Source organism: Arthrobacter sp. MMS18-M83, assembly GCF_026683955.1.
Lineage (GTDB): Bacteria > Actinomycetota > Actinomycetes > Actinomycetales > Micrococcaceae > Arthrobacter.
In genome coordinates this window covers 2110565-2130272 of record NZ_CP113343.1, presented here as the reverse complement: position 1 = coordinate 2130272, position 19708 = coordinate 2110565, and the positions used below count along the sequence as shown (strand labels likewise).

Sequence of the window (19708 nt, the reverse complement as noted above, 5' to 3'; positions counted from 1 at the left end):
CCCCTCCTCAATAACCCTTGAGAAGTCTTGACAGACATCTCCTGACTTCAATAGATTGAAGACATGTTCACTAAAGTGCATGAAGATAAAGTTATCGCCCTCGGTGGAACCATTCCGCTCGATGGCCGCGTTAGCTGGGTGCCAGCCGGAGCAACCGGCTTCCAGCCGTCGAATTGCTATCTCCTCAGTGAGGGTTCCGGCCGGCTGTTGGTCGACACCGGGCTCGCTGTCCACAGCCAGGAGATCCTCGATGACCTGGTTGAACTGCTTGAAGATGACGGCCGGCTCTCCATGTTTTTCACGCGGAGCGAGATGGACTGCGTTTCGAACCTTGAACCCATTGCCGGGAAATTCGAGATCGAGCGCCTCTTCACCGGTGGCGCCATCAACCCATTCGATGCCTTCGATGACCTCAGCCGCCTCGCGCTCCGAGGCCGTCGGCAGCAGATCGACCAGAAGGGAGAGGGCGGCGATTCCATGGCCCGGACCCCCGAGATCGAGGTGGCGCCCGGGCGTCACTTGACCATCGAGTCGCCGCTCCTGCGGCTCCTCCCGACCTTCTGGGGCTGGGACGCGAATACAGGAACCATCTTCACCTCGGATACCTTCACCCACGGGACCATGACGAGTCCGGAAGGTTCCCGGATCATCGACTCGTTGGCCCAGGACACCACCACGGCCAAGCAGGTTGCCGAGCATCTCTACGCGAAATACGAGTGGATCCCGCGGGCTACGTGCGAGCCGCTACGCGAATGGCTCTCGGACAAGTTCGAGACTCTGGCCCCTGAAACCATTGCCCCTTCCCGTGGCTGTGTGATCCGCGGGCGTGAGCTGGTACGTCGGCACCTGGATTTCATGCTCGCGGCGTTGGCGCCGGAAAAGGCTTAGGAGAATCCCCATGGAAGAACTAGTAGAAACAATGAGCCGCGACCTTCCGCGAGAGGTGGCCGACGGCGTCACCTGGATGAGTTCGTGCCTTCCTTTCCATCTCCAGGACCGCGTTATCCACGGGCACACATCGACCTACCTCGCGCAGGGGACCGAGTCGTCAATCCTCATCGACACGGGCAATCCCTCCAGCTGGAACATCATCTCGGAAACCCTCGACGGTTTGCTGGGGGACAAACCCCTGAGCTACGTCTTCCCGACCCACCCGGAGCTCCCGCACACGGGAAACCTTCCGCGCCTCGTCGAGAAGTACCCCGACATCAAGATCGTTGGCGACATTCGGGATTACCACCTTTTCTACCCGCAGATCGTGCCCAACCTTCACGCCCGGGTTCCAGGGGACAGGGTGGATCTTGGCGGCGGATACGAATTCGTGATCGTCGAGGCGATGATCAGGGATCTGCCGAATACCCAATGGGGCTTCGTGCCGAAGTCGGGTGTGCTTTTCACAGCCGACGGATTTTGCTACATGCACCGTCCGGAACTCGATGATGAGGATCCGGTGCACCTCCCCGGCGAATGTGGCCTGACAACAGATGAGCTCTCGGCACCTATTGCCGTCGAGAATGCTGCCTTCTTCACCGGCAGCGCGTTGTACTGGGCCAGATTCGCCAACGACGCCGATCAGGTTTACGACCGCGTCGGCAAGCTGATGGATGACCTTGGGGTCAAGATCGTGGCACCCACCCACGGCAACGTGATCACCAATATCCCGGAGGTAGCGCCCATCATCCGGGCCGGCCATAAGCACGCCTACCGTTACTAATCCACTGCCACGTCAGCAGCGCACTACTCGTAACACGTCCTTTCCCTCTGTACAGAAATTGGAACCAGGATTATGAAGAATTCGCGTCTATTGCTCGGCTGGTTCGCAGCCGCGGCAGCTGTGTCACTCACGGGATGCGCGGGGGCATCCCCCGCCGCCCAGGTGGCCAAACCTGAGTCGGTTGTCATCGCCGTCGGCGCCCTCCCGGACAGTCTCACCCCCGCGCCTTGGGGCGGCAGCGCATCACATGTGGTGCTCAGCGGCCTCGGTTCCCAACTGCTTCAGTACAAGACCGGGGCAAAGGACGACGAATCGTGCTCGACGCCGTCCACCGCGGTGACCGGTCGGCTCGCCGAGAGTGCCGCACCCGCCTCGGACGGCAAGGGGATCATCGTCAAGCTGCGGAAGCTCACCAGCCAAGTCGGGAATACGCTCTCGGCGGAGGACGTGAAATGGAGCCTGGCGATTGGCATGGTGCGCCAGCCAGTCATGAAGGGGACACTCAAGAGCAGCGGATTCAACGTTGACAACCTCGTCACCGTGATCGACGACCAGACTGTCGAGCTCAACACCCTCGGAATGACTTCCTACACGCTTGAGTCATTGCAGAACAACCTGTTCTACATCCACGACAGCAAGGAAGCGAAGCTCCACGTCACGTCGGATGACCCCACCGCTAACAAATGGCTCTCCAAGAACCTGGCCGACTACAGCGGCTGGAAGCTCGAAGAGTTCACACCTGGAACCTCCCTGACAGTTACCGCGGACCCCAAGTGGGAAGGCGAGCGGGGCTCGGTCAAGCGGGTAGTGGTCAAAGCTGTTCCCAACACAGCCACCCGGACACAACTTATCAAGACCGGCGAGGCCCAGATTGCCAACGGCTTCGAATATGAGCAGTACGGTTCGATGACCGGAGTCAGTGGAGTCAGTGTCCTGAAATGCACCAGCCAGACCCGCGACACCATGATGTTCAATACGAAGACCGGTCCTTTGGCAGATGAAAAGGTCCGCCAGGCCGTGTCCATGGCGATCGACCGTGATGCCCTGGCCAAGGGCGCCTACGCAGGTCTCGCTGACCCGGCAGGGTCGATCTTCCCCACGGTGAAGGATTCGCCCACCTACAAATACGATCCCGACGGTGCCAAGAAGCTGCTGGCTCAGACCCAGTACGCGAGTGGATTCCCGCTGACGCTCAGCTACAGCGTGAGCCGCCCGGGTCCAGTCGCGAAGAGTTCGGCCGTCCTCATCCAATCCATGCTGGCGAAGGTCGGCATCACCGTGCAGCTGCTGAATGTAGCGAGTCCGACCGACTTCTCCTCGGCGCTCATCGAAGGCCGCTTCCAAGCTGTCCTGTACTCCGAGCCGATTGTCATCGCCGATCCCGCGTTCTACACCTACGCGTTCTACTCCACTGGAGCTCCGAGCAACAGCACCGGATGGTCCAACCCTGAATTCGATGCCACACGGACTCAGCTGGCCTCCACACCCAGCGCGAATACCGACCAGCGGACAGCCCTGCTCAAGAAGATGGCTGGATTGGTGGATCAAGGCGCCCCGATTCTCTCCCTGGTGGAGGTCAGGAACCTGATCATCAAGCAGGACACCCTTACAGGGGCCGTGCCGCTCACCAACGACCAAGTCTATTTCGCCGGTCTGGGCAAGTAAGCAACCCTGCGAAGCGGGTAGTTCTGGCCGGCGGGCGACTGTCGACCAGAACTCACTCGACCCCAGATCTCCTAAGCCCCCAGATCCCCTGTAAAGGAAGAAGACCATGATTGAAATTTGCGGCAAACCCGTGCGCGACACCCTCCAGGAGTTGCTCGATCCTGCCACCACCGCGCTGGTTGTCATCGACATGCAGGTGGGGGCCGTTTCGTCCGGTGGCGCAATCGGGGATTCCGGGCATGACATGACCATGATGCCGTCCGTCGTCGAAAAGTGCGGGCGCGCCATCGACGCAGCCCGCGCCAATGGCGTGCCGGTTTTCCACATCCGTGTCGAGAACCTTCCCGACGGCGCGAGTTCCCCGGCGGCCTGGTTGCGCGCCTTGTACACAGCAGCCAATGGTCGCCCCATCGACCTTGGCAAACTGAGCGCCAAAGGTGACCCCGCGACCGAATTTTGCGAACCCTGCATGCCCGAGGACGGGGAAGTCATCATCACCAAGCGTCGACCCAGCGCCTTCGTTGCCACCGAACTCGCCTTGCTGCTGCGCAGCCAAGGGATTGAGTCGGTTGCGCTTGTGGGCGTGTCCACCGGTGGCTGTGTGGAGGCAACCCTGCGCGACGCCGTACACAACGATTTTTATGCCGTGCTGCTTGAGGATGCGGTGGGAGCCTACGACGCCGTCGTGCACGACGCCGCGTTGACAGTCATGCGAGCACGGCACGATGTTTGCACGCTCGATGAAGCGATCTCTGTCTGGGAGACGGCCAGCACCTCCTGAACTATTCGGATCCAAGGGAAGGAGCGACGATGGAAGGCTTGCTTACCGGCCGGATCTACCGGCTCGGCGGGGACATCGAGCTGGACGAGCGCGTGAGCTGGTGCCCGCCTGGCATACGGCGTACGCAGGCGGTGAATTGCTATCTGATCAAGGGCCCGTCCGGGTCAGTACTCGTGGATACCGGAGTTCGCCTTCACCAGGCGGACATCATCGAACAGCTTGATCGACTGCTATCACCCGGTGAGCCGCTGTCTATTGTCCTCACCCGCACTGAAATGGAATGCTGCCTCAACATCCCGGCAATCGAAGAACGCTTCACGGTTGGCTCCGTCTGGTACACCGGCGGAATCACGGTGCCGCGTTCGAAAGCCGAATCCAAGCGGATTGCCGTGGACCCCGGATCATCGATGCGGGTCAAGGTGATGGACGGCGTCGTCGTCGAACTCGTTTCACCGCTCCTCCGGCTTCTGCCGACCCTCTGGGTTTTCGACCCGGAATCAGGCGGGCTGCTGACCTCGGACGCTTTCACGCATGGGGGGAGTGCCGTACCGGAAGCTCGCGAGGGGCTCCGGAAATTTCGCTGGTTCTCCGGGGCGGATACCGGGCCGATCGCCCGGAACATTAGAGACATCTTTCGGAACCGCGATGTGCGCGCCGTCGGGCCGAGTTACGGAACTCCCTTTGGTGGCACGGACATGTGCCTCGATCAGGCGGGGGAACTGGCGCGGGCAATCGAGGAAATGGGTATTCAGTGAACACCGATGCAGTCGAACTACGATGGCTTGCCGACGGAACTTACTGGCTGGGTGGCTGCCTGTCGGCCAACGCCCAAGGGCAGGAAGTCCACTATCACGTCTCGTCCTATCTGGTGGTGGGCTCCAAAGCGACCCTGCTGGTAGACACCGGGGATCCGGCCCACCGCGCAGTCCTTCTGGCCCAGCTGGAATTGGTTCTCGGCGAACGCCCCCTGGATTATGTCTTCCCGACCCATCCCGAAATCCCTCACGCCGGGAACCTGCCTGCCCTGCTGGACAAGTATCCCGAGGCGCTCGTGGTGGGCGACGTTCGTGATTACCATCTGCATTTCCCCGAATACCGGGCCAGGTTCAGGACCCAAACGGCAGGCAGCCGGATCGATCTCGGGGATCGGGAGTTCCGCTTCCTTCCAGCCTTCATCCGGGACCTTGAGAACACGTTGTGGGGCCACGACGACGGTGCCCGGATGATGTTTGTTTCGGACGGCTTTTCCTTTATCCACGATGTCCCCGCAGCGGGCGGGGCGGCGGGCGCAGCAGAGGACGACGACGAACCGGTACACCTTCCCGGCCAGTGCCGTTTGCTGTCCGGCGAGATGCCTGAACCCCCCACCGTGGAGCAAGCGGCGTACGGGACCGGGAGGGCTCTCTACTGGACGAAATTCGTCGACGTCAGCGAGGCCTTTGACGCCATAGAGGCGGTGTTGGATGAGCTTCCCACCAGGCTGATCGGCCCGGCGCATGGCAACGTGATCGACGACGTCAACGGGATGCTCCGGACGTCGCTGGCGGCGCACAAAAGGGTCTATGCAGAAGGCTGCTGATTGTATAGTGAAGTAAGTTTCAATATAATGAATTCAAGAATGCGACGCTTCGATTGATAGCGACGAACGGCAAGGAGTGAGTCAATGCGAGACCTCATTGGATACGGGGAAAACCCCCCGGTCGTGACCTGGCCGCATGGTGCCAAGGTGGCCATCTCCATGGTCATCAACTACGAGGAAGGCGCGGAGAGCTCAATAGAAGCCGGTGACGAAAGCGATGAAGACGTCACGATTTTCGGGGGCTGGTCTTCAGATCCAAGCCGCCGAAGCTTGATGAAGGAATCCTTCTTTGAATACGGCAGCAGGGTGGGCATCTGGCGTTACCTGGGTTTGCTCCGGGACTACAACGTGCCCGCGACCTTCATGGCCTGTGGTGTCGCCCTGGAGCGAAACCCGGAGGCCGCCCAGGCGATCGTTCGCGATGGACACGAGATTTGTGCGCACGGCTACAAATGGCGTGGCACGGTCGGAATGACGCCGGCCGAGGAACTTGCCGAGATTCGGGCCTGCGTAGCGGCGATCGAAGGGGTTTCCGGCGTTCGGCCCGTGGGTTGGTACGTCCGCGAAGGCATCACCGAGAACACCCGGGCGATCCTCAAGGATGAGGGCTTTCTCTATGACTCCAATTCCTATGCGGATGACCTGCCGTACTTCGTCTCCGCCGGAGAGTCCCGCCACCTTGTGGTCCCTTACGCGGGCGACACGAATGACGCGAGGTTTTGGGGCCCTGGAAGCCTCGGCACGGCAGATGACTTCTTCAATGTACTGAAGGACAGCCTCGACTGCCTTCTGATCGAGGGAGAAACCGTGCCCAGGATGATGTCCGTAGGAGTGCACTTGCGCATCGGTGGACGGCCCAGCGTCGCCTTGGGGGTCCGGCGCTTCTTGGAGTATGCCCTTGCACGGAAGGACGTTTGGTTCGCCACGAGGGAGGAAATTGCCCGGTGGTGGATCGCGAATCCGCCTGCCGTCGGTCAACTCGAAGCGGCGTACGAAGGCCGAGCGTGACCACGTCAATGCCAGGAGGGAGGGCGCCGATGGGCACGGATATTTCGCAGTTAGTCCACAATGTCAACGATCAGGGCTTCACGGCCCTGGACAAGACGGGCCTTCGCGGACAGCGGGACCAAGGCCTCGTGTCCACTCTCATCTCACGTGACCTCAGCGGATCCGACGACTTATGCATCAGTTGGGGCAGGATTCTCCCCGGCCAGCATCATCTGTGCCATCACCATCCCGATGCCTCCGAGTTCTACGTGGTTATTTCAGGTGAACCCCTCGTCCATTTGGGCGACACCGAGTACCGGGCCAAGCCCGGCGATGGCATCTACATCCCTCGCGGCACCACCCACGGCATCACGAACGACCGCGACGAAGATGTCAACATGGTTGTCGGAGTCAGCAAGCCCGCCGACTGGCTGTTCGTGGCGGACGAATGATGGCGCCGTCCTCGCTGGTCCGGCAAGTCGGACTCATCACGGCCGAGCCGACCCCCACCCTGTTGTCCGTGGTTGCCTACCGGAACCTCGATTTCGTGGTCCTTGACGCGGAGCAGACAACGCTGACCCTGCAGCAATGTGCGGATGCGGTCCAGCGACTCTCAGGGGCCATTACCCGCGTTGCCGTCCGGGTTCCTGACCTCGACGATATGACCTTGGTGGCGTTCGCCAATACGGGGGTGGACGAAATTGTCCTGCCCAGGGTGCGGCGTCCGGAAGAACTTGAGTGTGCTTACCGGGCGACGAGATTTGGACCCGGCGGGACCCGTCCAAGGCAGGCTTCGTTCGCTTCGGCGTTTGGGGCGGACTATTCATTGGAACCCCGGCTGACCGTGCTTTTTGAGACCGTAGAAGCAGTCGACGCGGTCGAAGACTTTGTGGCTTTGGAGTGTTTCGATGGCGGCTGGGTGGGCCCCACGGATCTTGCGGGCGAACTGCTGAAACGGGGGAGGCCTGGGGCGGGCGCGCTTGATGAATCCGTCCAGCGCGTCGTAGACGTCCTTGGAGCAGCCGGTCAAAGCGTGGGCCTTCCCGCAGCCGACATTGCCAGTGCTGGCGATGTCCACGCCCGGGGCGCCGATCGTGCCGCGGTGTACTGGGAGCGGGAGCTTGCTTCGATGATCGCCCAGTTGGCTGCCGCCGGCGCTCCGGAGACGCATTGGAAAAGGTATGACTCCTTGTGAAAGTGAGCCGTGTGGTTCTTCTGCCGCCACACCGATGCTGGCATGCTGTGACGATGAAGAAAAGGCTCGACGCCGGAGGATCCTGCCGGGATTCTTCGTTTAGTTGACGATTCTTCGATATACTGATGATGAGTGTTCGACACTGAGGAGCTGTATTGGGAAGCACGGAAGTTGTTAAAGTCGACGACGATGACACCATGCACCGCAACCTGTGGATCACCCATTTGGGCGCCATGCTCAAGGAGCAGCGGGCCGGGCGATTCACGGTGGAAGAGTTGGCGGACCGGGCCGGCGTGAGCGCTGGACTGATCAGCCAGATCGAGCGCGGCATCGGTAATCCGTCATTCGCCACGCTCCTTCGCCTGGCCAATTCCCTCGGTGTGCCGCTGGCGAGTATGTTTACCGACCCCAGCGAGACGCAGAACCACATGCTGGTGCGCCGAGCCGATCGCCGCCGCATTGAGATTCCTTCCCAAGGAATCGTCATGGAACTGATCGTGCCCGACGCAGACCGCAAGCTTGGCGTCATCAACATGACCATCCCGGCGCATTTTGACGGCGCAGAGGTTCCTCACTCCCATGAGGGTGAGGAGTGCGTCGTGGTCCAGACCGGCACTCTCGTGGCAAGTGTCGGCGGACAGGAATTCACCTTGGGCGAGGGCGACAGCCTGACCTATGACGCAACCCTGCCGCATTGGTGGAGCAACCTCACTGACACCGCTGCGGTCATGGTGGCGATCTCGACTCCGCCGTCGCTGGGTAAGTCGCATTGACGAGCTGCCCACCGGGCCCCTCCTCCCGTTTGGGGATGCTCGTGCCGTCGTCGAATTCCAACGCGGAATCGCTGACAGCTGACATCCTGGCCGGATCGCCGGACATCGGGGTTCATTACAGCCGTTTCCGGCTTCCGGCGGACCTTGATGACCGCATCGACGCGAAGGTTCTCGGCGACGCGCCGTCGCTGCTCCGTGACGCCGAGTTGGACGCAGTTGCATTCCACGGAACATCGGGATCCTGGACCGGCCTTGAAGGCGATCGGGCACTCGCCGAATCATTGACGGAGGCCACCGGCGCGCCGGCCACCACTGCGTCCCTGGCTCTTGTGGCCGCCCTGGCCGCGCTCGACGCCGGCCGGGTCGCCGTCGTTTTTCCCGGCCCCGCGAGCATCATGGCGCTGATCGAACGTGAGTACTCCGCCCGCGGACTGGAAGTGGTCCGCTCCTCAGTCCCCGCGATCTCAATGTCCAACCCGGAAATCTCGCGCATGTCCGGCGCCGATATCGACGCTCTGATGAGGCCGGCTTTCGGGCCGGGCGTCGACGCCGTTGTCTGTATTGGGACGAATCTTCGTTCGGCCTACCTGGCGGCCGGATTCGAATCCGAGTTCGGCGTGCCGGTCGTCGACAGCGCAACAGCCACGCTGTGGTATCTCCTCCAACTGGCCGGAACCGCGCGCCCGATTCCGGGATGGGGCGCTCTGCTCGCCACCGTTTAGGGCTCGACGGCGTTACTTCCGGTGGTGCTGCAGTCGCCGCTGCTTGCGGGTCCGGGCGTTTGCCGGGTCTTCAGCTGCCACGCTTCGATGATCTGCGAACGCGTCGCAATCCATGCCGAATTCCTACTGGCGTGGGACAAGAAGGTGTCCATGGCGACGGCGTAAGCAGGACGGCCAATGAGGCGCGGGTGGAGGCCCACGTTCATCACGGACGGTCCGGACCGGCTGTCAGTGAGCATCATGTCCAAGGTGCCACACAGTTGACGGGCGAACGCGGCGGCCGTGGGGAACTGCGTGAACAGGCCCGAATCGTTGGTATCGCCCGCGTAGGGCAGCACGGGCAGTCCTGTTCCGTCCTTCCCCGTTCCCAGATGGGGCAAGTCATCGTTGAAGCTATTGGACTCGTACATGAATCCTTCGGTGGCGAGGATGTCCCGTGTGCCCGGGTTGAGTCCGTCGCGGGAGTACCAGCTCGTGGGCGGAACGCCGGTGCTCTTGGCGATGGAGTCGCGCGACCCTGTAATGAGCGCGCGTTCCTCATCGGAAGCGAGCCCGGCATGGGTATCCCAGTTGTAACCGTGGTCGGCAATTTCGTGGCCATCCCTGACGAGCGCAGCGGCGATCTGCAGGTTTTGCTCAAGTGCCGTGGCGCAGCAGAAGGCTGTTGCCTTCACCTTGTGGTGCCTCAAAATGCGGAGCACACGCCAGATGCCTGCCCTAGATCCGTACTCGAAAGCCGATTCGAGCGTGAGGTTCCGGACTGTGGGGTGGGCTGGGTGCTTGATCCAATGGGCTCCGAGATCGTCGGCCGAACCACCGCGCGCGATGCTGCGCTCCGCTCCGTCTTCAACATTGATCACCAGGGAGACGGCTACGCGCGCACCTCCGGGCCAGCGGAACTCCGGCGGCTGCTCGCCGTAGCCCACGAAATCACGGTTGGTGGAGGAAACGGACACGGTTGAATCTCCTCTGTGGTTATAGTGAAGATACTTCGATATCATGAACCTAATCGATAGGGAGTCGAATGTCTACGCTCATTCACGGTGGCACTGTCGTGCCAGGCACGGGCAGTGCGGTGGTCGAATCAGGCACGGTCATCCTGCGCCACGGGCGCGTCGCCGACGTTCTGGAACGTTGGGATCGGGACCAAGCCTTCGACGGCGAGGTGATCGACGCGAGCGGATGCGTTGTGATGCCCGGTCTCATCAATAGCCACGTTCACGGCGTGACACCGGGGCCCCTCATGCCCAGTGCTGCCCCCGCCCTGCCCGACGACGAGTGGCTGGCGAATCTTGACCGCCACCTTCTTGCGGGTACCACCACCGTGCTGAACCTTTGCGGTTTTTGCACCATGGACGAGGTCCGCGAAGCGGACCGACGCCATGCGGTCCATGTCCGGGGAGCGACGACGTACTTGCCCGAGGCTGAGCGAGCGGCACGCATGGCTGACGGCCGGGGACTGACTGCGCAGACTGGCCACACCACGGTGGAAAAGATGCTCGACGACGGCGCGATCGCGATCGGTGAGCTCGGCGGCGGGCAGACCCTTGGCGGAGGAGGCCAGGACCTGAGCTACATCCCTCGCGCCATCGAAGGGCCGACCGGCGTGCGGGTGCACCCCGCGCAGGCCCGGCGGATGAAGGAAGCCGTGCTGGGCCGGTTCATCGAGCTGGACGCTTGCAATATGGCCGAATTGCGCGCCGCGGCCACCGAGGCGGGGTTGGAAGGACGAATCGACCTCGTTGAATTGCGGAACATCATCGCGGATGCAGTGTTGCCTTCGGTGGAGCCGGCAATCAACGGCATCCGGGAAGGCGTGCAGGCCGCGCAGCGTTATGGCGTGCCTGCGATTCTGCACAGTGCAGCCGCGACAGCACGGGTCATGCGCGAACTCATGAATGAGACTCGCGGAACCAAAGCGACTGTCATCGCCTCCCACGCCAACCACCCCTCGCACACTCCCGCCGAGGCCCTCGCGCTGGCAAAGCTCGGCAGGGACCACGGCTGGTCTGCCGAAGTCTCCGTTTTTGATCTCCTGCACCGCAAACAGACCGTGACCACGCGGGAGCATTGGGATGTTTTGCTGCAGGAGCCCGGGCTCGTTGAGGTTCTCGCCACCGATTATGGCCACGAGGGTCATCACGATGAATTGATCTCGGCCGTGCAGGATGTCGCCCAGCACGGCTACCGATCCCTGGCAGAGGCAGTGGCCATGGCGACGTCCGCAGTAGTCGGGCTGATTCCAGGGATTGCGCCAAACGCTGCTCGGCTTGAGCCGGGGCGGGATGCCGACGTCGTCGTGGCCAGCGCCGAAGACTTCCGGGACGTGCGCTTCGTTTTCGTCGGTGGAGTCTGCGTGGTGCGGGACGGTCGGCTGACCGCGGAGGCCCGCCGGTGAACGGGCAGCTGACCCCGGACCAGCGATCGCGACTCATCGAGCTGGTTGGCGAGGACATCCTGCAAGAGGACAGTTCCGCCGTCGAACGCTCTTTCGGTGATTTTCAGCAGGGCATGGCCGTCCTGAGGGCCGATTTCGACCCCCAACGTTTGCGGGCAACCCCTGGAGGTGACGCGAATGACTGAGGCATGGGAACTGGGAATTGCCGAGGCGTCCGTACTCCTGCGCCGCCGCGAACTCTCCGCCGCAGAACTCGTGGAGTCCGTCATAGGGCGGCTGGAAGCGACAGAAGATTCAGTGCATGCGTGGGCCTACGTGGACCAACAGGGTGCTCGAAATGAGGCGCTTGCCGCCGACAACAGCGCGCGGCGCGGCGAGTTCCTCGGACCGCTCCACGGGATTCCACTCGGGGTGAAGGACGTCATCGACGTGCGGGGGATGCCAGCCGAAGGCGGTTCCCTGGCGCTCAAGGGCCGGGTCGCTTCCGACGACGCCGGGGTAGTTCGGCACCTGCGGCGGAACGGGGCAGTGATCCTGGGCAAGACGGTTACCCACGAGTTCGCCTTCGGGCAGGGGACCCCGCCGTCGAAGAATCCCTGGGGCGCCGTGCGCTATGCCGGCGGGTCCAGCGTAGGGTCCGGAGTGGCTGTGGCCGTCGGGAGCGCGTCCGGCACCTTAGGCACGGATACAGGCGGATCCGTGCGGAATCCGGCATCGGTCAACGGTCTGGTGGGGCTCAAAGCGACGGCCGGACTGATTGACGGGTCGGGCGTCCTCAATGTCAGCCACACCCTCGACCATATCGGCCCGATCACTCGAAGCGTGGCGGATTGCGCGTCGATGCTTCAAGGTATGGTCGGCCCGGATTCGGCGCGTGCGCTGCCGGAGGAGTGGGCGCCCCCCGAGGAGATGCCCGCCTTGACCCGCGTGGCGGTGGATCGTGGCGCCTGGGCCGAATGGGGAGTCACTCGGGACGTGGCTGCAGTCCTTGAACGGGCCGTGCTCACGCTGGAAGAGCTGGGGGTCGAGATCGTCGAGCTGCCCCTCCCTGAACTGAAGATGGCGCTGCCGGCGAGCCTGGCGATTTCCCTTTCAGAATCAGTGGAGCACCATCGCGAACTGCTGGGCAGGAGCGCTGAGCGGTATCTTCAAGGCACCCGCGTGATGATCGAAACCGGCGCCTTGATCCCCGTCAAGGATGTCCAACTGGCACGCCAAGTGCGCACGTATCTTCGCTCTTTCTTGCGGTCTGCCATGGAGAACGCCGGGATCCAGGCGCTGGTGTCCCCAACGCTGCCGTCTATTGCGCCGATCGAAGCGGACATGTCACATTCACTGACAGGCTCAACGGGACAGGATTCCCTCTCCAGCGCGCTCATGATGCTCTCCCCAGCCAACCTCACCGGAATGCCCGGACTGAGCATTCCCTGCGGATTTGCGGGAGGGCAACCGGTGGGGATGCACTTCCTGGGACGGGAATTCACGGAGTCGGCTCTCTTGCGCATTGCGCATGTCTACGAAAGGCACACCTCGTGGCACGCCAAGGTGCCGGTGCGGGACATCGTGCTGGCTGAAAACGCATGATCGGCCTGCGTGGAGTACCACGCAGGCCGATCCTGAGGCGTCATTTGCTCGGTGGCATTGTGACGCCGGTACCTTCTATGTGGGGATCACATCAGCCGTTGTCGCCGGCAGGCGTCGAGGTGGTCGTGAAGCCGCCAACCTTGTTCGCCTCGATCGCGTACTTGTTCGTGAAGGTGCCGCCGACCGGGATCTTCGAGGTGTCCATGCCGAGCAGCTTCTCCATCGAAGCGATGGTCTTGGGGCCGCCCGCGGGCATGATGCCGTCCGGGAGGAACTGGCCCTTGTCCTGCTCGAGCGCCTTGACGTAGTCCTCCTTCTTGACGTTCTTGTTCTGGACGTAGTCCTGGGGCAGCTTGTCGGCGATGTCTTGGGCCGAGTGCGTCGCGATCCAGTGCATCGTTTCCACGAGCGCGTTGACGACCCGCTGAACGGCGTCCTCGTGGGTCTTGACCCAGTCGGCGTTGGCGATGACGCCCGCAGCAGGCCAGGTGCCGCCCACAGCCTTGTTTGCGCCGTCGGTCGTGGCGAGGTCGATCGCCGACTGAGCGATGCCCTGGTTCTGCAAAGCGGCGACGGTCGGCTGGGTCGTCATGACGCAGTCAGCCGCACCGGTCTTGATGGCGGCAAGGGCGGTAGCGCCCGCTCCGGCCTTGACGGTGGTGTAGTCCTTGTGCGAGACGCCGGCCTGCGCGGCGATGAACTGAGTCAGCGTGTCGGTGCCGGATCCGAGGTCGGTGACGCCCATCTTCTTGCCCTTGATGTCGGCGCCGGAGTGGACGTTGGCGTTGGGGCTGCACATGATGCGCTCGCCCGGGGCCCCCGAGAGCTGCACGAGGTTGATGATGTTCTTGCCCTTGGATTGGAAGTCGAAGGTGTGGATGTACCAAGCGCCGGACATGTCGACCTGGCCTGATGCCATGGCATCTTCGGCGCCAACACCGCCGTCGGTCTCGGTCGAGAGCTCCATATTGACGCCGTACTTCTTGTACAGGCCGAGCTGGTCCGCGAGCTTGTACGGCAGGTAGATCTGCTTGTCGATGCCGCCGATCATCATCTTCACGGTGGGCATCGGGCCGGAGCTCGCAGTGCCCCCGCCGCTGGCAGCGGGGGAATTGCCGCCACATGCCGCGAGACTGAGGGCAACGGCTCCGGTAGCGGCGACGGCAAAGATAGTGCGTTTCATCATTGTTTTACGCATCCTATGTTGATCCCCGAAGGGATGTGGGTGTTTTGGTGGAACAGAATTGCTGGGTGGGAAAGTCTGTTTTCGGCCTTAGATCGACTGGGCTTCGGAGCGGTTCGGTGGACGCCACTTGAGGAGCCGGTGCTCAAGCAGCCCGATGAGGAATTCGGCCCCAAGCGTGATGACGGCAATGATCACCATGCAGGCGAAGACTGTGTCCGGATCGAAGGTGCCTTGGGCTTGGCTGATGATGAGGCCAATACCCTTCTGGGCGCCCAGCACCTCCGCGACGAGGGCACCGATGATCGCGAAGCCGAATGCCGTGTGGAGGCTCGCGATGATCCACGTCATGGCGGACGGGATCGTCACGTGCATCGCCACCTGGAACGGGGAGGCGCCGAGCACCCGCACGTTCGCCACGAGGTTCTGGTCCACTTCGCGGACGCCTTGGAACGCATTGAAGAAGACGACGAAGAACACGAGCACGGCTGCGAGCAGGATCTTCGGGAAGCTCCCGAGGCCGAACGCCACGATGAAGATCGAGCCGAGCACAATACGGGGGATCGAATTCAAGATCCGGATGTACGGCCCGACTACCGCCGAGAGGTACTTGTTTGAGCCCAGGAGGAGGCCGAGCACGACACCGACGAGCGTCCCGAGCACGAAACCGAGGAGCGCCTCCTGGGCCGTGACCCCGAGGTTCTCCCAAATGGTGCCGAATGCGGTTCCCTCTGTGAAGAGCTTGACGAGGGCGTCCCAGATCTGCGTGGGCTGGCCGAAGAAGAACTTGTCGACCCAGCCTTCCTCAGTGAACCATTGCCAGCCGCCAACCACCATGACGGCGAGCATCAGGCGACCTATCCAGATCGCTCTCGTGCGGCGCCGGGCTTTGTTCCGGCCTGCGTTCTTGGCTGCTGTCTCGGTTTCCACTGGCTTCTCGCTCTTGCGCGTTTCATTATGGGTGAGGGTTGTCATGCTGCTGCTCCTGCTGCCCCTGCGGTGCGCGCATAAGCGCGGGTAACCTCGTCCTTCAAGGACTCCCAAATGTGCCCCTGGAGCTCCAGGAAGCGCTCCTCGTGTCGGATCTCCTGGACATTTCCGCGCGGCCTAGGCAGATCGATGTCGAAGACATCCTTGACCGAGCCCGGACTGCTCGTCATGATGACGACCCGATCGGAGAGCGCCACCGCCTCGTCGAGGTCATGAGTGATGAACAGGACCGAAGGGCGCAGCTCCTCCCAGAGCTTCAGCAGCTCGTTCTGCATGATGGCCTTGGTCTGCACGTCGAGCGCGCCGAACGGCTCGTCCATCAAGAGAATCCGAGGATTGTTGATGAGGGCCGCAGCCATTGCTACGCGCTTGCGCATACCCCCGGACAACTGGTGCGGGTAGCGGTCCTCGAAGCCTGCCAAGCCGACCCGACGCAGCCAGTCCATGGACAGTGCCGTGGCTTCGCGCTTGGGCGTGCCGAGGAGCGTCGGGCCCATCATCACGTTGCCGAGCACGCTCTTCCAGGGGAACAGTGCGTCTGCCTGGAACATGTAGCTCACGCCGTTCGTGATGCCCTCCACGGTCATGCCGCCCACCTTGACGGAGCCTTCGCTCGGGTTTTCCAGGCCTGAGACCTGGGCGAGCGTGGTGGACTTGCCACAGCCGGTCGGTCCGACAATGGAGCAGAACTGGCCGGGTTCCACCCTGAGGGTGACATCACGGATGGCGGTGAATGTCTCGCCTTTGGGCGTGAGATAACGCTTGGTCAACCCGACGATGTCGATACCCGCACTGTCCTCGGCTCTCCCTAGAGCGCCGGGTGGGCGGTGGTGATTGTTGGCTTCCATCTGCAAAGACCTCTCTGTCTTTTGGTTTATGTGTGCGTGATCCGGATCACGGAAACTATGTAGAGCTTAGAAAGTGAAACTCCGTGCCAGAAGGCTTCAGTAAGTTGTGGCGGTTAACAGCAAAAGTGCAGGTTTTGAGCCTTTATGCACGGCCGTGAATCGCAGGAAAGGCACGGCCTGCTGCATAGTGGCCGTGAACTTTGTCACATAAGCTGCTAGTAGGAAATGAGGAAGAGGATGGCAGTACACATAGAGTTGCGTGGGCCGTGAAGGCTCTGCTTGCGCGCTGGAAGGCACGTCCCCTGGCCTCCCAGATCTTGGTGTGGCTGCTCTGTATCCTCTTCGTCACCGTCACCCTGGGCGCGCTTCTCTACACCCAGATCAGCAACCAGACCCTCGAAGATCAGTACCGGCTCAGGGCGCTGGGGATTGCCACGACAGTGGCACAAATGCCCGAAATCGTGACGTCGCTGGCCAATGGAGACCCAAACCAATCCATCCAGGCGATCGCCACCAAGGTGCAGGCAGAGGCGCAGCCGGCGTACGTCGTCGTGAGCGACCGCGCGGGGAAGCGATACTCCCATCCGAACCCGGACCTCATCGGCCGAACCCTTGAAGAACCGGTCGCGGTCCTTGATGGGCAGACCCATGTCGGTATCGACAAAGGGAGCCTGGGCGACTCAGTCAACGCCAAGGCGCCGGTGCGCGCGGCGGACGGGACCGTCGTCGGGCAGGTCTCGGTGGGGATCCTGGAGACCACGGAAAGCAGTGAACTTGCCCAGCAAGTGTGGCTGATCGCTGGCTATTCGGCCGTGGTGCTCTTGATCAGCGCCACGGGTTCGGCGCTGCTGGCGCGCAGGATCAAGCGGGTCACTTTCGATCTCGAACCGGTGGAGATTGCGTCTCTCTTGCAAGAGCGCGAGGCGCTGCTGCACGGGATCCGGGAGGCGATGATCGGGTTCGACGACGACGGGCGGGTCACCGTTATCAACTCGGAGGCGCGCTCGCTGCTGAATTTGGAAGCCAGCGTACTGGGGGAGAAGATCGAGGATCTTCTGCCGCCGGGAAGGCTCCGCTCCCTGCTGACCGGCCAGATCAGTGGAACCGATCAGATTGTGATCACGGAGGACGCTTTGCTGGTGGTGAACCGGATGTCCGTTGCCTTGGCCGGCAGAAGCATAGGTTCGGTGGTGACATTGCGCGACCGTACGGAGGTTGAAGGCCTCGTGCGAGATCTGCGCTCCGTCGAAGGCCTGATGGAGGCCTTGCGCGCCCAGGAGCATGAGTACGCCAACCGCCTCCATGTGGTTGACGGACTTCTGGAGCTCGGGGATGTGGACCAGGCTCGGAACTTCGTATCGCGGATTTCGGACACGTCGCGATCGCTTGGCGAGGGCCTGCGCTCGCGGATAGAGCCGCCGGAGCTCGCCGCGCTCTTACTGGCCAAGATCACCGTGGCTGCTGAGCAGGACGTGGAGATTTCGGTGACTGACGACTCGCAGCTGCGCCAACCGTTCCTGGAAACGCAAGCGCTGCTCACGATCGTCGGGAACCTCCTGGACAACGCCGTCGAGATCCTTTCGGACCAGCCTGCGCCCCGCGAGGTGACCATCCAGCTGGACGATTCCTCGGGTATCTTCATCTGCGTGACCGACAATGGGCCCGGTGTTCCCGCAGAATTGGTGGGCAAGATTGCCGCCGATGGCTTCACCACCAAGGAACCGCGGCCCGGAATGAGGCGCGGGATAGGCCTTGCGCTGGTGAGCAGGATCGTTCACCGCGCAGGAGGCACTATGGATGTTTTCCCGGGCCCCGGGGGACGCTTTGAAATCTGGTTGCCGGAACCGCACGTGGAAACCGAAAGCCCAGCAATGACAGGAAAATCGATCGAATGATCCGCACCTTGGTAGTCGACGACGACTTCCGCGTAGCGCGCATCCATGCCAGCCGCGTGGCCAAAATCGAGGGGTACGAATGCGTGGGCGAGGCGCACACCGCGGCGGAAGCCAGGGAAGCCGTGCAGCGGCTCAAACCCGACTTGCTTCTCCTCGACGTCTACCTCCCCGACGAAGACGGCATCAGCCTGTTGCGGTCACTGCAGGGAGCCGGTGAAAAGCTCGACGCCGTCATGATCACTGCCGCACGGGACCTTGAGACCGTCCGGGCTGCCATGCGCGGGGGAGCGGTCTACTATCTCGTCAAGCCGTTCGGCTTTGAGCAACTTCAAACGCAGTTGGAGGCCTATCGGCGCTGGCGGAAGGAGGCGGAGTCCCGGACCGTGGCCGATCAGGCGACGGTGGACCAGCTGTTCAGCCTGCGCCGGACGGCTGCCCCGGCCCAAGGACCGCGACGTCTGCCACCCACCATGCAAAAAGTCCTTGACACGGTGGTCCACTCCACTGAGCCCTTGGGTGCCTCGGAGATCGCGAGCGGCGTCGGCATCAGCCGCCCCACCGCCCAGCGTTACCTCAGTGAACTCGAACGGAAGGGGCTCATTGACCTGCATTTGGCCTACGGCGCTACCGGGCGGCCGGTGAATACATACCTGCCGAGGAAGGCTTGAGGCCCAGCGGGATATCTGGCGACAGATGCAAGCCCAGATCTGCAACCTAGGGGTTGCTCTTTTGGATTGTTAATGCAACCCTGTAGTTGCAGTAACTGACTGAAGGGAACAGAATCATGAAGGCTACGGCGACTTCCCGGTGCTGATCGAGGAGCTCGACCCACCCCGTATGATCGCCTACCGCTGGAGCAACGACGACGCGCGCGGCACCCAATCGGCCGAGGTCGACCCTGAGCGCTCGACCGTGTTCCGCTTTACGCTCGAAGCGCTCGACGGCGGCACTCAACTCACGGTCGTCGAGACCGGCTTTGACGCGACCTCCGACCCGGCTTTCAACATGGAGAGCCACCGTCAGGGCTGGGACTCTGAACTGGACGAACTGGTCGCCTACCTCGAAGGTCGGTCGTGACCCCGAGCACCTTGGTTCCAGTGTTCGCCGCACTCGGCGACGAGACGCGGTGGAGCATCCTGGCGGCCCTCGGCGAGGGCGACGCGTCGGCGTCGGCCCTCGCTGCTCGGCTCCCGGTCACCCGACAGGCGATCGCGAAGCACCTCGCCGTGCTGCAGGAGGTTGGACTGGTCGAGTCAGTGCGTGTCGGCCGCGAGCTACGCTACAGCGTGCTCGGCTCACAACTGAGTGAGACGGCACGTAGCCTCGATCGCATCGGCGCTGAATGGGATCGTCGCCTGGCTGCGATCAAGCGAATCGCGGAGCAGTTGTAGCCC

Annotated in this window: 22 protein-coding genes; 18 read left to right on the top strand and 4 right to left on the bottom strand. The window is 62.5% G+C overall.

Annotated features, from left to right (window positions below):
- The first annotated feature begins 63 nt into the window (after window positions 1–63).
- The 11 genes from OW521_RS10040 to OW521_RS09990 all read left to right on the top strand — a co-directional run bounded on the left by OW521_RS10040 (window position 64) and on the right by OW521_RS09990 (window position 9416).
- Window positions 64–888: a hypothetical protein gene (locus OW521_RS10040; protein WP_268025052.1), complete on the top strand. Its 825-nt coding sequence runs from the start codon at window positions 64–66 to the stop codon at window positions 886–888.
- A 10-nt stretch (window positions 889–898) separates the two neighbouring features.
- Window positions 899–1714, top strand: coding sequence for an MBL fold metallo-hydrolase (locus OW521_RS10035; RefSeq protein WP_268025050.1), 816 nt, complete (start codon window positions 899–901; stop codon window positions 1712–1714).
- Window positions 1715–1786: 72 nt separating this feature from the next.
- Window positions 1787–3379 carry an ABC transporter substrate-binding protein gene (locus OW521_RS10030; protein WP_268025048.1) on the top strand — a complete coding sequence of 531 codons (1593 nt, stop codon included), beginning with the start codon at window positions 1787–1789 and terminating at the stop codon, window positions 3377–3379.
- A gap of 106 nt (window positions 3380–3485) precedes the next feature.
- Window positions 3486–4160: a cysteine hydrolase family protein gene (locus OW521_RS10025; protein WP_268025046.1), complete on the top strand. Its 675-nt coding sequence runs from the start codon at window positions 3486–3488 to the stop codon at window positions 4158–4160.
- Window positions 4161–4189: 29 nt separating this feature from the next.
- On the top strand, window positions 4190–4915 hold the full coding sequence (locus OW521_RS10020; protein ID WP_268025045.1) for an MBL fold metallo-hydrolase: 726 nt from the start codon (window positions 4190–4192) through the stop codon (window positions 4913–4915).
- On the top strand, window positions 4912–5739 hold the full coding sequence (locus OW521_RS10015) for an MBL fold metallo-hydrolase (protein WP_268025044.1): 828 nt from the start codon (window positions 4912–4914) through the stop codon (window positions 5737–5739). Before OW521_RS10020 ends, OW521_RS10015 begins: the two co-directional genes overlap by 4 nt.
- 84 nt (window positions 5740–5823) lie before the next feature.
- Window positions 5824–6747, top strand: coding sequence for a polysaccharide deacetylase family protein (locus OW521_RS10010; RefSeq protein ID WP_268025043.1), 924 nt, complete (start codon window positions 5824–5826; stop codon window positions 6745–6747).
- A gap of 29 nt (window positions 6748–6776) precedes the next feature.
- Window positions 6777–7178, top strand: a complete 402-nt coding sequence (locus OW521_RS10005; protein ID WP_268025042.1) for a cupin domain-containing protein — start codon at window positions 6777–6779, stop codon at window positions 7176–7178.
- Window positions 7175–7921 carry an aldolase/citrate lyase family protein gene (locus OW521_RS10000; RefSeq protein ID WP_268025041.1) on the top strand — a complete coding sequence of 249 codons (747 nt, stop codon included), beginning with the start codon at window positions 7175–7177 and terminating at the stop codon, window positions 7919–7921. The genes OW521_RS10005 and OW521_RS10000 overlap by 4 nt, the downstream gene beginning before the upstream one ends.
- A gap of 155 nt (window positions 7922–8076) precedes the next feature.
- Window positions 8077–8694, top strand: a complete 618-nt coding sequence (locus OW521_RS09995; protein ID WP_268025040.1) for a helix-turn-helix domain-containing protein — start codon at window positions 8077–8079, stop codon at window positions 8692–8694.
- 41 nt (window positions 8695–8735) lie between these two features.
- A complete protein-coding gene (locus OW521_RS09990; protein ID WP_268025038.1) occupies window positions 8736–9416 on the top strand; it encodes a maleate cis-trans isomerase family protein in 681 nt (226 codons plus the stop codon).
- On the opposite strand, the gene OW521_RS09985 is transcribed toward OW521_RS09990, so the two are convergent.
- On the bottom strand, window positions 9413–10372 hold the full coding sequence (locus tag OW521_RS09985; protein WP_268025036.1) for a polysaccharide deacetylase family protein: 960 nt from the start codon (window positions 10370–10372) through the stop codon (window positions 9413–9415). The genes OW521_RS09990 and OW521_RS09985 overlap by 4 nt on opposite strands.
- 68 nt (window positions 10373–10440) lie before the next feature.
- Between OW521_RS09985 and OW521_RS09980 the strand changes: the two genes are divergently transcribed.
- Genes OW521_RS09980 through OW521_RS09970 form a run of 3 tightly spaced genes read left to right on the top strand, consistent with a single transcriptional unit; the run spans window position 10441 to window position 13398 of the window.
- Entirely contained in the window at window positions 10441–11814 is a 1374-nt protein-coding gene (locus tag OW521_RS09980; protein ID WP_268025034.1) for an amidohydrolase family protein, read from the top strand.
- Window positions 11811–11999 (top strand): hypothetical protein, encoded by a 189-nt coding sequence (locus tag OW521_RS09975; protein ID WP_268025033.1) that lies wholly within the window; start codon window positions 11811–11813, stop codon window positions 11997–11999. Before OW521_RS09980 ends, OW521_RS09975 begins: the two co-directional genes overlap by 4 nt.
- The gene (locus OW521_RS09970; RefSeq protein WP_268025032.1) at window positions 11992–13398 is read left to right on the top strand and encodes an amidase; all 1407 of its coding nucleotides are present in this window, start codon (window positions 11992–11994) and stop codon (window positions 13396–13398) included. Before OW521_RS09975 ends, OW521_RS09970 begins: the two co-directional genes overlap by 8 nt.
- A 91-nt stretch (window positions 13399–13489) precedes the next feature.
- Here the strand turns inward: OW521_RS09970 and OW521_RS09965 are convergent, their stop codons facing one another.
- The 3 genes from OW521_RS09965 to OW521_RS09955 all read right to left on the bottom strand — a co-directional run bounded on the left by OW521_RS09965 (window position 13490) and on the right by OW521_RS09955 (window position 16419).
- Window positions 13490–14584, bottom strand: coding sequence for an ABC transporter substrate-binding protein (locus OW521_RS09965; protein ID WP_268025030.1), 1095 nt, complete (start codon window positions 14582–14584; stop codon window positions 13490–13492).
- 87 nt (window positions 14585–14671) lie between these two features.
- A complete protein-coding gene (locus OW521_RS09960) occupies window positions 14672–15556 on the bottom strand; it encodes an ABC transporter permease (RefSeq protein ID WP_268025027.1) in 885 nt (294 codons plus the stop codon).
- Complete coding sequence (locus tag OW521_RS09955) at window positions 15553–16419, bottom strand: ABC transporter ATP-binding protein (RefSeq protein WP_268025025.1); 867 nt, start codon at window positions 16417–16419, stop codon at window positions 15553–15555. Before OW521_RS09955 ends, OW521_RS09960 begins: the two co-directional genes overlap by 4 nt.
- Window positions 16420–16685: 266 nt before the next feature.
- Here OW521_RS09955 and OW521_RS09950 point away from each other — a divergent pair, with 266 nt between their 5' ends.
- From OW521_RS09950 to OW521_RS09935, 4 genes are all read left to right on the top strand, one after another.
- The gene (locus OW521_RS09950; RefSeq protein WP_268025023.1) at window positions 16686–18314 is read left to right on the top strand and encodes an ATP-binding protein; all 1629 of its coding nucleotides are present in this window, start codon (window positions 16686–16688) and stop codon (window positions 18312–18314) included.
- A complete protein-coding gene (locus tag OW521_RS09945) occupies window positions 18311–18982 on the top strand; it encodes a response regulator (protein ID WP_268025021.1) in 672 nt (223 codons plus the stop codon). Before OW521_RS09950 ends, OW521_RS09945 begins: the two co-directional genes overlap by 4 nt.
- 139 nt (window positions 18983–19121) lie before the next feature.
- On the top strand, window positions 19122–19391 hold the full coding sequence (locus OW521_RS09940; protein WP_268025018.1) for an SRPBCC domain-containing protein: 270 nt from the start codon (window positions 19122–19124) through the stop codon (window positions 19389–19391).
- Window positions 19388–19705 (top strand): ArsR/SmtB family transcription factor, encoded by a 318-nt coding sequence (locus OW521_RS09935; protein ID WP_268025016.1) that lies wholly within the window; start codon window positions 19388–19390, stop codon window positions 19703–19705. Before OW521_RS09940 ends, OW521_RS09935 begins: the two co-directional genes overlap by 4 nt.
- Window positions 19706–19708 lie beyond the last annotated feature (3 nt).